The organism is Arthrobacter sp. 9E16, from assembly GCF_002929435.1.
Classification (GTDB): Bacteria; Actinomycetota; Actinomycetes; order Actinomycetales; family Micrococcaceae; genus Arthrobacter_B; species Arthrobacter_B sunyaminii.
In genome coordinates this window covers 73132-86062 of record NZ_PJIU01000005.1, presented here as the reverse complement: position 1 = coordinate 86062, position 12931 = coordinate 73132, and the positions used below count along the sequence as shown (strand labels likewise).

Annotated in this window: 12 protein-coding genes and 2 riboswitches; of the genes, 2 read left to right on the top strand and 10 right to left on the bottom strand. The window is 64.4% G+C overall.

Features of this window, described 5'->3' with window-relative positions; all coding sequences use genetic code 11:
* Window positions 1-23: 23 nt before the first annotated feature.
* Complete coding sequence (locus CXR00_RS17080) at window positions 24-1943, bottom strand: ABC transporter ATP-binding protein (RefSeq protein ID WP_104056114.1); 1920 nt, start codon at window positions 1941-1943, stop codon at window positions 24-26.
* A 209-nt stretch (window positions 1944-2152) separates the two neighbouring features.
* On the opposite strand from CXR00_RS17080, the gene CXR00_RS17075 reads away from it, so the two are divergent.
* On the top strand, window positions 2153-3826 hold the full coding sequence (locus CXR00_RS17075) for an ATP-binding protein (RefSeq protein WP_104056111.1): 1674 nt from the start codon (window positions 2153-2155) through the stop codon (window positions 3824-3826).
* 10 nt (window positions 3827-3836) lie between these two features.
* On the opposite strand, the gene fdhD is transcribed toward CXR00_RS17075, so the two are convergent.
* The 9 genes from fdhD to CXR00_RS17035 form a co-directional block, all read right to left on the bottom strand.
* On the bottom strand, window positions 3837-4664 hold the full coding sequence (fdhD, locus tag CXR00_RS17070) for a formate dehydrogenase accessory sulfurtransferase FdhD (protein WP_104056109.1): 828 nt from the start codon (window positions 4662-4664) through the stop codon (window positions 3837-3839).
* Window positions 4665-4763: 99 nt separating this feature from the next.
* Complete coding sequence (locus CXR00_RS17065) at window positions 4764-6056, bottom strand: molybdopterin molybdotransferase MoeA (RefSeq protein WP_104056107.1); 1293 nt, start codon at window positions 6054-6056, stop codon at window positions 4764-4766.
* On the bottom strand, window positions 6046-6336 hold the full coding sequence (locus CXR00_RS18440; RefSeq protein ID WP_219815636.1) for a DUF6457 domain-containing protein: 291 nt from the start codon (window positions 6334-6336) through the stop codon (window positions 6046-6048). Before CXR00_RS18440 ends, CXR00_RS17065 begins: the two co-directional genes overlap by 11 nt.
* 32 nt (window positions 6337-6368) lie before the next feature.
* On the bottom strand, window positions 6369-7085 hold the full coding sequence (locus CXR00_RS17060) for a molybdenum cofactor guanylyltransferase (protein ID WP_219816044.1): 717 nt from the start codon (window positions 7083-7085) through the stop codon (window positions 6369-6371).
* Window positions 7085-7585: an HNH endonuclease gene (locus CXR00_RS17055; RefSeq protein ID WP_104056105.1), complete on the bottom strand. Its 501-nt coding sequence runs from the start codon at window positions 7583-7585 to the stop codon at window positions 7085-7087. The genes CXR00_RS17060 and CXR00_RS17055 overlap by 1 nt, the downstream gene beginning before the upstream one ends.
* Window positions 7586-7802: 217 nt before the next feature.
* Window positions 7803-8648: an NlpC/P60 family protein gene (locus CXR00_RS17050; RefSeq protein ID WP_104056103.1), complete on the bottom strand. Its 846-nt coding sequence runs from the start codon at window positions 8646-8648 to the stop codon at window positions 7803-7805.
* Between the two features lie 32 nt (window positions 8649-8680).
* Window positions 8681-9517: an NlpC/P60 family protein gene (locus CXR00_RS17045; protein ID WP_104056101.1), complete on the bottom strand. Its 837-nt coding sequence runs from the start codon at window positions 9515-9517 to the stop codon at window positions 8681-8683.
* Window positions 9518-9520: 3 nt separating this feature from the next.
* A riboswitch (cyclic di-AMP (ydaO/yuaA leader) is annotated at window positions 9521-9707 on the bottom strand.
* Between the two features lie 95 nt (window positions 9708-9802).
* A complete protein-coding gene (locus tag CXR00_RS17040; RefSeq protein WP_104056099.1) occupies window positions 9803-10573 on the bottom strand; it encodes a M23 family metallopeptidase in 771 nt (256 codons plus the stop codon).
* A 2-nt stretch (window positions 10574-10575) separates the two neighbouring features.
* A riboswitch (cyclic di-AMP (ydaO/yuaA leader) is annotated at window positions 10576-10789 on the bottom strand.
* 65 nt (window positions 10790-10854) lie between these two features.
* Entirely contained in the window at window positions 10855-11553 is a 699-nt protein-coding gene (locus CXR00_RS17035) for a metal-dependent transcriptional regulator (protein ID WP_104056097.1), read from the bottom strand.
* A gap of 229 nt (window positions 11554-11782) precedes the next feature.
* Between CXR00_RS17035 and serC the strand changes: the two genes are divergently transcribed.
* Window positions 11783-12913: a phosphoserine transaminase gene (serC, locus tag CXR00_RS17030; protein ID WP_104056095.1), complete on the top strand. Its 1131-nt coding sequence runs from the start codon at window positions 11783-11785 to the stop codon at window positions 12911-12913.
* The last annotated feature ends 18 nt before the right edge of the window (window positions 12914-12931 follow it).

Below are 12931 nucleotides of genomic sequence, written 5' to 3'. Positions count from 1 at the left end.
GACACTTCTGCCCGGGCATATCCTCAGGATGCCGTCGGGCGCTTCCCCGCCGACACAGCGTCCACATCCGCGGCAGGCGTTGTTTCCACCGCGAACTGCGTGCCGTGAAGCTCCGCATAGCGTCCCCCCAGCGCCAACAGCTCAGTGTGGGTGCCCTGCTCCGCGATGAGGCCTCCCTCAATCACCAGAATCTTGTCCGCGTTGCGAATGGTGGACAACCGGTGCGCAATGACGACGGCGGTGCGGCCTTCCAGCGCTTCCCCGAGGGCAGCCTGCACGGCGGCTTCGGACGTGGAGTCCAAAGCCGCAGTCGCTTCGTCCAAAATGACGATCCGGGGCTGGGCCAGCAACAGACGGGCGATCGTCATCCGCTGGCGCTCTCCGCCCGACAGCCGGTAACCGCGCTCCCCCACCATGGTGTCCAGACCGTCGGGAAGGGAGCGGATCAGGTCCTCGAGGCGGGCGCGCCGCAGCGCATCCCACACCTGTTCCTCGCTGGCTTCCGGATTGGCCAGGAGCAGGTTGGAGCGGATGCTTTCATGGAACAGGTGCCCGTCCTGGGTGACCATTCCCAGCGCCTGCCGGATGGAAGCGAAACTGACGTCCCGGACATCGGTGCCGGAAAAGCGCACGGCCCCGGAATCGACGTCGTACAGCCGGGAGAGCAACTGGGCGATGGTGGATTTGCCGGCACCGGAAGTGCCCACCAGGGCAACCGTCTGGCCCGGCTCCACCCGGAACGAAATGCCGTGCAGCACTTCTTCGCCGCCGCGGGAATCCAGCACCGCAACATCCTCCAGCGACGCCAGCGACACTTTGTCCGCCGTCGGATAGGCAAAGCGGACGTCGTCGAACTCCACAGCCAGCGGACCCTCCGGAACCGGAACCGGGTTCTCCTTCTCGCGAATCAGCGGCTTGAGGTCGAGGATTTCGAAAACGCGCTCGAAACTCACCACCGCGCTCATGATTTCCACCCGGGCATTGGCCAGCGACGTCAGCGGTGCGTAGAGCCGGGTCAGCAGGAGTGCAAGCGTCACCACATCGCCTGTGTCCAGCCGCCCGGTCAGGGCAAAGTAGCCGCCCAGCCCATAGACCAGGGCCAGAGCCAGGGCGGAAACCAGGGTCAGAGCAGTGACGAAAACTGCCTGCATCATGGCCATTTTCACGCCAATGTCCCGTACCCGGGCTGCCCGTACCAAGAACTCGGTGGATTCCTGCTCAGGCCGGCCGAACAGCTTCACCAGCGTGGCACCGGGTGCCGAGAACCGCTCAGTCATCTGCGTGCCCATGGATGCGTTGTGGTTGGCCGCCTCACGGCGCAGCGAAGCAAGTTTTCCGCCCATGCGGCGGGCGGGGATCAGGAACACCGGCAACAGCAGCATCGCCAGGACGGTCACCTGCCAGGAGGTGTTGAGCATGACGATCAGAGTCAGGACCAGGGCCACGACATTGCTGACGACGCCGGAGAGGGTTCCGCTGAAGGCCTGCTGGGCTCCAATGACGTCATTGTTCAGCCGGCTGACCAAGGCACCTGTCCGGGTGCGGGTGAAGAAGGCGATCGGCATTTTCTGCACGTGATCAAAGACGGCGGTCCTTAGGTCCAGGATGACCTGCTCACCGATCCGCGACGAGAACCAGCGGGTAGCCAGGGACACCGCAGCATCCGCCACCGCCACTGCCCCGATGAGCGCCGCCAATTGGATGACCACGCCCGTCGCCGAGCGCGCCACGATGGCATTGACAACTTCTCCTGCCAGCACCGGCGTGGCAACTGCCAGAAAAGCACCAAGGGTGGACAGCAGGATGAAGCCGATCAGTTGCTTCTTGTAGGGAGAAGCAAACGTGACTATCCGCTTGAGGGTTTCCTTGGAGATCTTGTTGGTGCTGCCCTTGGCGGTGGAGATTTTATGGAGAGAACTCCAGGCCGCGCTTTCCATGCTCATGATCTGTCCTTATGTTGTTGACCCTCTCCAGCTTAAGCCTCGGCACTGACACCGGATGCCGGTCCAATGTCCCGGACAGCGTCTCCAACCCGGAGCCCGATGGAACCAAAACCCCGCAGTGACGGCAGACACACCAATAAGTGTGCGCGCTGGTAGGATTCCTTTCGCCGGGTCCTCCTCGGGAGCTCGGCACACAACGAAAGGCATCCATGCCCACGGCTCTCCTACCGCTGCCGGAAACCTCCGGTGATGCCGGTGAACAGTGCGCGGTAGTGGGCGTCCGCAGCGCTGATCTCCGGGACAAAGCGGAGGCCGTCCTGCTGGCAGCGGGCCTCGTTCCGGTGCATGTGGAGTCTGAGCACGAAGTCGTCTGCGCCATCCTTGAACGCGATGTGGTGCTGGCAGTTGTCGACGCGGAAATGCTGGCGGCAACAGGGCCTGAACACCTGAGCCGGCTGCGGCAGGAACCCTCCGTGGCCTCGCTGCCGGTCATCCTGCTGGCCGGCGATGAAGAGCTGGACATTGAAACAATGGTCCAGCTGAGCATCACCCACTTTGCAGCCGGCAACGTCCAAAGCACGGATCTGGCCAACCGCGTGGCCCTTATTCTGGCAGGCACCCGGGCCACCCGCCGCCGCAAGGTCGCCGCGGCCCGTCTCCGGGACAAAGCCCGGGCCGTGTCCGCCGCGCTGCGGGGAACCAATGACCCCCAGAAGATGGCTGCCCTTGCCGTTCAAGGTCTTGGCGAGGCGTTTGGTGCCTGCCACGTCAGGATTGAGACGTTCCAGGACGAGCGTGTTCCCGAGGTGGCAGCGTCCTGGAGCATGGCCCGCGGAACAGCCGGCCTTCCGCCGCTTCCCCTGACCGAAAGCTCAATCCTCAGTTCCTCGTTATGGGATCGTGAAGCTGTTCTTCGGATCGAGGACCACCTCTGCTCCGACGATCCCGAGAGCGACATGTTCCCGGCCCGCGTACCTGCCGCTGTGCGGACATCGGTCTTTGCTCCGCTGGGCCACGGGGATCAGGTGCTTGGCTATGTCTGGATTGCCGGCACCACCGGACCCAGGAGGTGGAGCCGGACAGAGCTTTCCCTCATCCAGCACGTATGCGGGAATCTGGCCCACGGACTGGTGCAGGGGCACGTCATTACGGCCCAGCGTGAGGTGTTGGCGCGGCTGCGGGAACTCGATCGGGCCAAGACTGACTTCGTTGCCACAGTGAATCACGAGCTGCGGACCCCGCTAACCTCGATTACCGGCTACCTTGAGCTAATCCTCGAGGGCTCCGGAGAAGACATTCCGCCGAAAACCAGGCAGATGCTGGAAATAGTTGGGCGCAATGCCGCCAGGCTGGATCAGCTCATTTCCGATCTGCTCACCATTTCACGCACGGATGCCCATGCAGGTCTGGCGTTGGAGGACCTGGACCTCCGTGAACTGCTGGATACCGTGGCTGCGTCCCTTGCTCCCGCTGCCGCTGCCAGCGGGATTACGCTGCAACTCGGGCTGCTGCCGGCGGCGCATGTGGTGCGGGGGGACAAAGCCCAGCTGGAACAGGTCTTTACGAACCTGTTGTCGAATGCCGTGAAGTTCACCCTTCCCGGCGGGACTGTTAGCGTGTGCAGCAAAATGGTGGCCATGGACGCCGGACGCCAGATCAGGGTTCAAATTGTGGACAACGGCATCGGCATCCCGGAAGCGGACCTGCCCAAGCTGTTTCGGCGCTTTTTCCGGGCCTCCAACGCCACCTCGGCCGCCATCCCCGGCACCGGCCTTGGCCTGGCTATCGTTCAGGACATCGTGCTCCAGCACGGCGGGGAGCTGGACATCGATTCAACCCTGGGCCGCGGCACTACGGTCACGGTCCAGATCCCCGCCTGCTGACCGGTCTTTCTCAGGCGAGGATCCGTTCCGGATACGAATAGCAGTTCAAGGACGATCCGCGGCTGAAACCAACCACGGTCATTCCGGCGTCCTGGGCCAGTTCCACCGACAACGACGACGGCGCACTCACCGCCGCCAGCACCGGAATCCCGGCCAGCTGCGCCTTCTGCACCAGCTCAAAGGATGCCCGGCCGGAAACCTGCAGCACGGTCCCGCGCAGCGGCAGCATTCCGGCGCGCAGGGCCCAGCCAACCACCTTGTCGACGGCGTTGTGGCGCCCAACATCTTCACGCAGGCACAACAGCTCACCTTGGACGGTGAACAATCCGGCGGCGTGCACGCCACCGGTGCGGTCAAAGACCTTCTGTTTCTGCCGGAGCTGTTCCGGCAGCCCGGCCAGGATCCGCAGCGGCACCCGGACGTCGTCGTCGCCCACCGAAAAATGGGACGACTTGCGAACCGCTTCTATGGAGGCGGTGCCGCAGATACCGCACGAACTTGAGGTGTAGACGTGGCGCTCCATCGTGGTGTCCGGCAGGGCGGTGCCGGGCCGCAACTGCACGTCCACCACGTTGAAGGTCTGCTGCCCGGAGTCGTCGACGCCGGCGCAGTAGCGCAGGCTGACCAGCTGTCCCGGTTCCCAGATGATGCCCTCTGAAACCAGGAACCCTGCAACCAGGTCGAAATCGTCGCCCGGCGTCCTCATCGTCACGGTGAACGAACGGCCGCCCACCCTGATCTCCAGCGGCTCTTCGCCGGCCAGTACGTCCTCGCGCTTGGTGACTGTTCCGTCCGTCCGGAATTTCGTAATCTGACCGCGTCTGGTAACCCGTCCCATACTCTCTCCTTAGACACACCCGCTTTTAGCAACCGGTTTATCCAACCACTGCCTGCTCTTCCACCGTGGCGGCTGCCCGTCCGGTGTGCCGCACCTGCCCTAACGTGCCGGAGGCTGCTCTACCGTCCAGGGCAGCGGCAGCGCGGTAACGGCTTCGTCAGTGGTGCACCCTGCCTCTGGGACCACCATCACCGCATCAGCGTCCGCGATCCCCCGAAGCATTCCCGATCGGAAGTACGGCGACGGCACCGCCCTGCCGTTCTCGATCCGGCACGGAATAAGCCGCGTCCGTCCCGGCAGCGGCTCGATATCCACTCCGGCGAGCACATGCCGTTCGGGCGGGAGCGGAGCGCCGCGGAGCCCGTCCAGAAGCGGCTGGAGGACGGTGAAGACCGCCATCATGGCAGCGAGCGGATTGCCGGGAAGCGCCACAAGCAAACGTCCGTCGGGAAGGCGTGCCAGCATGGTGGGGTGTCCGGGGCGCATGGCGATGCCGTCGATCAGCATCTCAGCCTGCATGTCCTCCAGCGCCTGGCGCAGGTGGTCGGCCTCAGACCGGCCGGTACCTCCGGTGGTGATCAGCACGTCTCCGGAGGACATCGCGATGGACATCTCGTCCGTGGCGTCGGAGCTCAATGCCGCCACAACGTCTTCATAACGGTCCGAGAGACGCCTCACCACATCCATGCGGCCGCCCAGCATGGTCACCAGCTGGGGCAGCTGGGGGCCGAAAGTATCCCGCACCTGGCCGGCTTCCGGAAGCCCGTACTCAATGACTTCATCACCGGTCAGCAGGAGGGACACCCGGGGAGGGCGCAGCACCGGCAAGGTGTCATGCCCGCACACAGCTGCCAGGGCAATGTGTGCCGGGTTGAGCACGGTGCCCCGTGTAATGGTGACTTCGCCGGCCGCCGCCTCTTCCCCCGCCGGCCGGATGTGCTCGCCGACGCTGGGTTCGTCTCCTCGGGCGCTGGAGCTGAGGGTGAGCTTGTCACCGCCGGAGACAACACCGCTTTCGGAGCGAAGCACACTGCTTGCACCGGCAGGAATCATTCCGCCGGTGAGGATGGCCACGGCCTGTCCGGGCTGCAGCGGGCGGCGCCCTGATTCCTTGTGGATCTGCCAGCGCTCCGCCCGGGGTTCTTCGTGGGTCACCAGCTGCCAGGGCGGCGGACCGGATACGGCCCAGCCGTCCATCGCAGAGGAAGCATAGTGGGGAACCGGTTGCAGCGCCGTTGTATCCAGCGCGAGGATTTGCCCCAGTGCCTCGGCCAGCGGGACTGTTTCATAGGGAAGCGGCCGTCCTGCGGAGTATGCGGAGCTACGGGCATGTTCCCACGCTGCGTTCGGCTGCAGCGGAAGTATGACGGGCGTTGAGTTGTCAGTGGTCATCAGTATCTCCGGTTTCACCGTAGTTTTTGCATTCTCGGGCAGCCACGCGCATCGCTGCGCCCATGGCGGCGGCGTCGTCGGCCTGGCCGCTCCCGGCCGCCAGGCCTGCCGCGAATCCCGCAATGAAGGTGGTCAGCGGAGCAGCCGGGCGGACTACGGTGTGCGCTGCAACGGAGGCCAGCTGCAACACTGCGCCAACATCCACTGTGGTGTCTTCAAGCTCCAAGGAGGTGAGCAGTCTGCCGCACCACGCTTCGAGTTCCTCTTCCTGGCTTGCCATTTCCTGCTCCTTTATCGGCGCATATCTGCACGCTAATTCAACGCCGCGGGCGCATCCGGGTCCCCGGCGGTTCCGGGTTTCACTGACCAGCGGCCCGCGTCCTCCCAGGTGTCAATGTCCGCTGTGCTGTGGGGCGGCACCGCAACGTTCCTCCATTGCACCCTAGCAAGGAGCCGCTTCATTGAAAGGTTTTCCAGTCCGCCAGGCCTGTCGAAGAAGCTGACGGCGGCACCCAGGGCAGCCGTTCGATACAGTCCGGCCAACGGCTGGGATCTTCCGGATTCGTCAACGCAGAGGAGGGATTGGGGCGGTCGGCTTCCTTCAGGACTGTCGTCTGCCGGGTTGCCTGCTTCTAGGAGGAGCGCCGTTACTGCCGCAGAGATGAACGGCATGTCGCAGGCAAGGACCAGCGTCCATTCGGGCGGGGTTGCCCCCGTGAACTCATCCCGTGACGCCAGCGCAGTCCATGCTGCGGCTACGGCGGCTGCCGGGCCCGAGAACGGCGGGTCCTCCCGGACCAATTGCGCAGGAACACCGGATGCCTCCACGGCAGCGGACAGCTCCGGCGGCCCCGCTACGGCGCAGCTGCGTGCCCCGGACGCAGCCTCCAGCGCAACTGCCAGAAGCGTGCGGCCGGAAGACTCCAGCAGAGCTTTCGGTGTTCCGCCGAGCCTGGAGGATCTCCCGCCGGCAAGAATAATGGCATTGTGTCCGGCCAGATGGCCCGACCCCCGGGTATTGGGCTCCATCAGGCTGCGGTGCCGGCATCGAGGAACTGATTCCATTGCGGTGCCGGCCGTTCCAATTCGCGAATTTGCCAGCGTGCTCCCCGCGGCGGCTGGGGCCGGAACCTAAGCTGCCATCCCAGCTGGGTGAGGGTCCTGTCGCCTTTTGCATTGTTGCACCGCAGGCAGCATGCAACCAGGTTTTCCCAACTGTCCGCCCCGCCCCTGGCCCGGGGAAGGACGTGGTCCACGGTGGACGCAGCCTTGCCGCAGTAGGCACATTGGTGACCATCACGGCGCAGGACTCCGCGCCGGGTGGCAACGGTGCCTTCCCGATACGGAACTTTCACATATCGGTGCAGCAGGATCACTGATGGTCGAGGAAGGATTTCCGTGGGCCCAACCACTGGTTCGCCGTCTTCTGCAACAACGCTTGCTTTTCCTGCCAACACCAGCACCAGCGCCCGCCGGAAGCTCACTACAGCCAACGGCTCATACCCGGCATTCAGAACGAGAGTGCGCATAGACGTTTTCCTCTTCGCCTGCGGTCCGTCGGCGGGGCCAGACCCGTCGACGGATGAAGGGACTTCGGATGATCTATGGAAAGGGTATGCCCCCATCCGGGTCTTCGCCATTTCCGGCACCAGCCGCAGGTTTAAACGCGTCAAGGGTTCCCCCCGAAGGAGGAACCCTTGACAACTCCGGAGTATCGGAGCGTGCGCAGAGTGTTTTACGGGCCCTCTAGCGGACCCGGATGTACACGCCGCCCGAGCCGAGCTCGGCCGGAGCGACTACCGTGGAGTTTCCGTTGAAGCCGCCGTGGATGGCCTGGCCGTTGCCCACGTAAACAGCAATATGGGCCATACCCATGCCACCGTCTGCGTAGTAGATCAGGTCGCCCGGAACAGCCTGTGAGGCGCTGACGGTGCTGCCCAGGGACAGGTAGCCTGCAGGCCAGTCGTGAAAACTGATTCCTGCAGCAGCCAGTGAGTTGGTAACCAGCATGGTGCAGTCCTGCGACACGCCCAGCTGGGCGTAAGCAGCCGCTGCAATGATGGAAGCCGTACCGGAGGCCGCCGGAGCGCTGTCCTGAACCGGAGCGGGGCTGGCCGAGACGGCAGGCTGCGCACCGTAGCCCGCAGGAGTTGCATCCTGCAGCGGGGCGGCTGCCTGGGACTGCTCTGCCGCGGGCTGCCCTGCCTCGGACTGCCCTGCCTCAGACTGCCCTGCCGGTGTCTGCAGCGCAGTCTGGGACTGCACTGCGATCTCAGGCTGCACTGCTTCAGGAGCCGTAATGACACCGGCAACGGCCGGACGGTCAAAGTTCACGGAAGCAGTGGAAGGAACCGTCAGTTGTGCGGCAGCGGTCAGGTCCAGCGTGCTGGTCTGAACGTCGCGGGCAACATCGGAACCTGTCGCGTTGGCTGCGACACCGGAAGCCAGGACCAGGCCGGATGCGGCAACAACAACAGCCGCCTGCCGTCCCATGGTTCCGGCGTTGGCGGACACTGCCTGGGCAAGTGCACTCAGCGGGGCGGTGCGTTCCACCGGTGCCCGGTGACGGGCACGCTCAGTTGTAGAAGTCATGCGAGTGAAGTCTCCGTTATCTGCAACTGGGCTTAGCTGACGCGGACGAAGCTTGCGCCGCCGAGGTAGGACAGCGGGTGCAGAACGGTGTTCATACCGTCGAAGCCGCCGCTGATTACCTGACCGTTGCCCACGTAGATTGCTACGTGGCCGGAGGTGATGACGAGGTCGCCCGGCTCGGGCGAGCCGACAACAGAGCCGTATGCGAAGAACTGTGCGGGAGCCAGGTCGCCAACCGACTTGCCGACCGAACGCAGTGCATTCTCCACCATGGCGGTGCAGTCCTGGGCAACGCCGATCTGCGAGTAGGCGGAGGCTACCAGGGCCGCGCCAATACCGCTGGCTGCGGGAGCAGGAGCCGAAGCAGCTGCGGGAGCCGGGGTGTTGACGGCCGGAGCCGCTGCCGGTGCCGCGTTGGTGGCGGCCGGGGCTGCGGGCTGGGCCTGAACGGCTACGGCCTGCTGCGCCTGAACGGCGGCAGCCTGCTGGGCCTGAGCTGCCTGCTCCTGGGCTACGGCGGCGGCAGTCGCTGCTGCTTCTTCCGCAGCAACCTGGGCACGGTATTCAGCGCCGGACACAGCGGAGACCGGCTCAATGGTGGCCAGTTCGAAGGGTGCCTGTGCGGAGACCGAAACGGCGCCGGTGGTGGTTACGGCACTGAGCGGCGTGGCCTCGAGTGCCTGACGATCGGTGCTGACGGCTGCCTGGGCGGGAAGACCAGCGGCCAGGACGAGTCCTGAAGCAGCGACGACGACGGCTGCCTGGCGGCCGATGGTTCCCACATTGGAGGTGACGGCCCGGGACAATGCTGAAATTGGGCTCGACTGGACGGTGGCCGCGCGACGGCGGCCGTGAGCTACTGATGACACAAGTTTGCCTCTCCCAATGCCTGCGAGGTGAGCTGTCGGATTCGGATGGGAGTCACCCGGTTGCCGGCTGTGAAGCCTGGCAACTTAACCCCAAGGGCTTCTTGCGAAGCCCGAATTTGGTTCCCCCGCCTCTGCCATGCGATGTTGCGAACGGACCTCGGACAGTGGCAGAGCTCGGCGATCTGTTAGAGGGTGCCCGATCTTTAGGTCGATCAGGCACGAGGATGACCTTACAACAACATTTGGCCAATGTCACGTTCAGGTCACGGAATGGTTATCCTGCGGTCACAGCCAGCCCAGCGGGTCAACAACTTCGCCGTTCACCATGACCTCAAAATGCAGGTGGCAGCCCGTGGAAGCACCGGTGGTACCGCTGGCCCCCACCAGGTCTCCCCGCTCCACGGTGGCTCCCACAGCAACGGCAAGGCTGGACATGTGGTTGTAAGTCGTTTCAACACCGTTACCGTGGTCCACGACCACGCGGTTGCCGCCACCGTAGGCGTGCCAGCCCGAGAAGGTCACGGTCCCGGACGCAGCTGCCGTGACGTCAGTGCCGCAGGCGGCCGAGAAGTCCTGGCCGCGGTGCATCTCGCCCGCGGTGCCCGTGATCGGGCTGACACGGTAGCCGAAGCCCGACGTTTCAACGAGGTCCGCTGCCAGCGGCTTCGCGAGCGTTCCCTTGGCCGCGCCTGCAGAGACCTCCGAACCCGAGGCAACAACCACGTGTCGGAGTTTGGCTTCTGGATCGAATTTGCTGCTGAGCGCGGCGCGTTCAAAGCTGACGGCTGCTTCGGGGTCAGCCGATACCACCGGGGCTTCAACCGCAACAGACTGCAGTTCCTGCACGGGCTCGCTGACGGCGGCGGTGGTGGGGATGGCAACGGTGAGGATCAGGCCGGAGGTTGCCGCCGTGATGGCTACCTTTTGTGCGGTGTCGCCTAGGGTGTGGTTCTTGGTTTCTGCGCGGCGGCGGCCGGAAGTCTGGCCGTTCCGGGGGCGTGGAGCCGGGGCCGGAGCAGACGCGCGGCGCCTGCCCGGGGCAGCATGCTTCGACAAGGTATACCTCTCTCATATGCCTGCGAAGTTAGCTGTCGGATTCGAGTAGAGAAACTCGGCCCCGCACTCACCACCGGCCGCACCACTGGTGCGGCCGCTGTGCTGATGCTGGAGGCTTCACCCCGAGGCAGCCTTGGCTGCCGATTGATGGGTCCTCCGCCCCTGCCTGAAAGTCTGAAATTCCGGGCCAGTGGCAGGGTTCGGCGTAAGGCCCGGATAACGGTGTTATTTCAACGTCAGTAAGTCACTATAGGTTAAGGAAGCCAAAAGAGACCATTCCGTTATCCAGCGGTGGAAACAAACACGTGGTTGGCTACCTCTGGAGGAAGCTCGAGTGCCCCTTCAATTCCTGGTACGCGCACGGAGATGTAGCCGGCCACCGTCTCGGCGGTAAGTTCCGCTCCCGGGCGCAGCCCTGCCTCATCAAGCTGAACGAGCAGCTCGGGTTCCACCTGGACCGGCTCGGCAAGACGAACCAGCTGCAGCTTGGTTCCGGGCTCAGTCGCGGCAACCGCCGCAACCAGGTTGATGACTCCGTGGTGGAAGAGTTCGGCGGCTACTCCGCCAATCTCTTCCAGGCCCGGGATGGGGTTTCCGTACGGCGATTCCGTGGGCCGGCCCAACAATTCGTAAAGGCGCCGCTCCACCCGCTCGCTCATCACGTGTTCCCAGCGGCAGGCTTCATCATGCACATACGCCCAGTCCAAGCCGATCACGTCTGAGAGCAGCCGTTCCGCCAGACGGTGCTTACGCATCACTTCTGTTGCCCGGCGCCGGCCCAGTTCGGTCAGCTCGAGATGCCTGTTCCCGGACACCACCACCAGTCCGTCCCGTTCCATCCGGCCGATTGTCTGGGAAACCGTTGGCCCGGAATGGCGCAGGCGTTCTGCGATCCGCGCCCGGAGCGCAACGATGTTCTCCTCTTCAAGCTCCAGGATGGTCCGCAGATACATCTCAGTGGTATCAATGAGGTCCGTCATGGCAGGGCCGCTCCTATGTATTCGAGGGAAGATCAGGAGAACAACGGCGGGACGCCGCCGCCACAGGTGATTACTGCCAATACGTTACTTCATTGACCCACAGGGCGGATAATTCCAGCAGTGTCCGGCACCTTGCTGAGCGAGTTCACAAATGGCCCGGACACGGCACGGTGGGGCAGAATAAAAGGGCATATCAGAGCACCCTGCCTACCGCTTGGAGCGATACCCCATGGGCGAAACCGCCGCGCTTACGATTCCCGCCGAACTACTCCCCCGGGACGGGCGGTTCGGTGCCGGCCCCTCCAAGGTGCGCCCGGAACAGATGGAAGCACTGTCCCGCGCCGGCTCAAACCTGCTCGGCACCTCCCACCGCCAGGCACCCGTCCGGAATCTTGTGGGGAGCGTCCGGGAGGGACTCTCCAGCCTTTTTCGCGCACCGGACGGCTACGAGGTGGTACTTGGGGTAGGCGGTTCCACCGCATTCTGGGATGTGGCGTCCTTCGGCCTGGTTCGGGAAAAAGCACAGCATTTGTCCTTCGGCGAGTTCGGTTCCAAGTTCGCCGCGGCCACCAACAAGGCTCCGTTCCTCGCGGAGTCCTCCATCATCAAGGCTGACCCGGGAACCCGTCCCGAGGCTGTCGCTGAGGCCGGAGTGGACGTTTACGCCTGGCCCCAGAATGAAACATCCACGGGCGTCGCCGCACCGGCCCGGCGGGTTCAGGGCGCCGACGCCGATTCACTGGTCCTCATCGACGCGACCTCTGCCGCCGGTGGCTTGGATGTGGACCTGGCGGAGTCCGATGTGTACTACTTTGCTCCGCAGAAGAACTTCGCTTCCGACGGAGGGCTGTGGCTGGGCATGTTTTCCCCCGCAGCACTGGAACGGGCAGCGCAGATCAATGCAACGGACCGCTGGATTCCCGATTTCCTGAACCTGCAGACGGCCATCGACAATTCCAAGCTCAACCAGACCTACAACACGCCGTCGCTGTCCACCCTGGTCACGCTGAACGCGCAAATCGAATGGCTGAACGCAAACGGCGGGCTGGACTTCGCCACCGCGCGCACAGCGGACTCCGCCGGCCGGATCTATGCCTGGGCGGAAGCTTCCCCGGTGGCCACTCCCTTCGTGGCCCGGCCCGAGGACCGCTCCAATGTCATTGCCACGATTGACTTCGACGACAGCATTGATGCGGCGGCAATCGCAAAGACGCTGCGCGCAAACGGCGTCGTCGATGTGGAGCCTTACCGCAAGCTCGGCCGCAACCAGCTGCGGATCGCGACGTTCGTGGCCATCGAGCCGGACGACGTCAGTGCGCTGCTGCAGTGCATTGACTACGTCATCGAACACACCCGGTAGTTCCCCCGGACAGCGCGA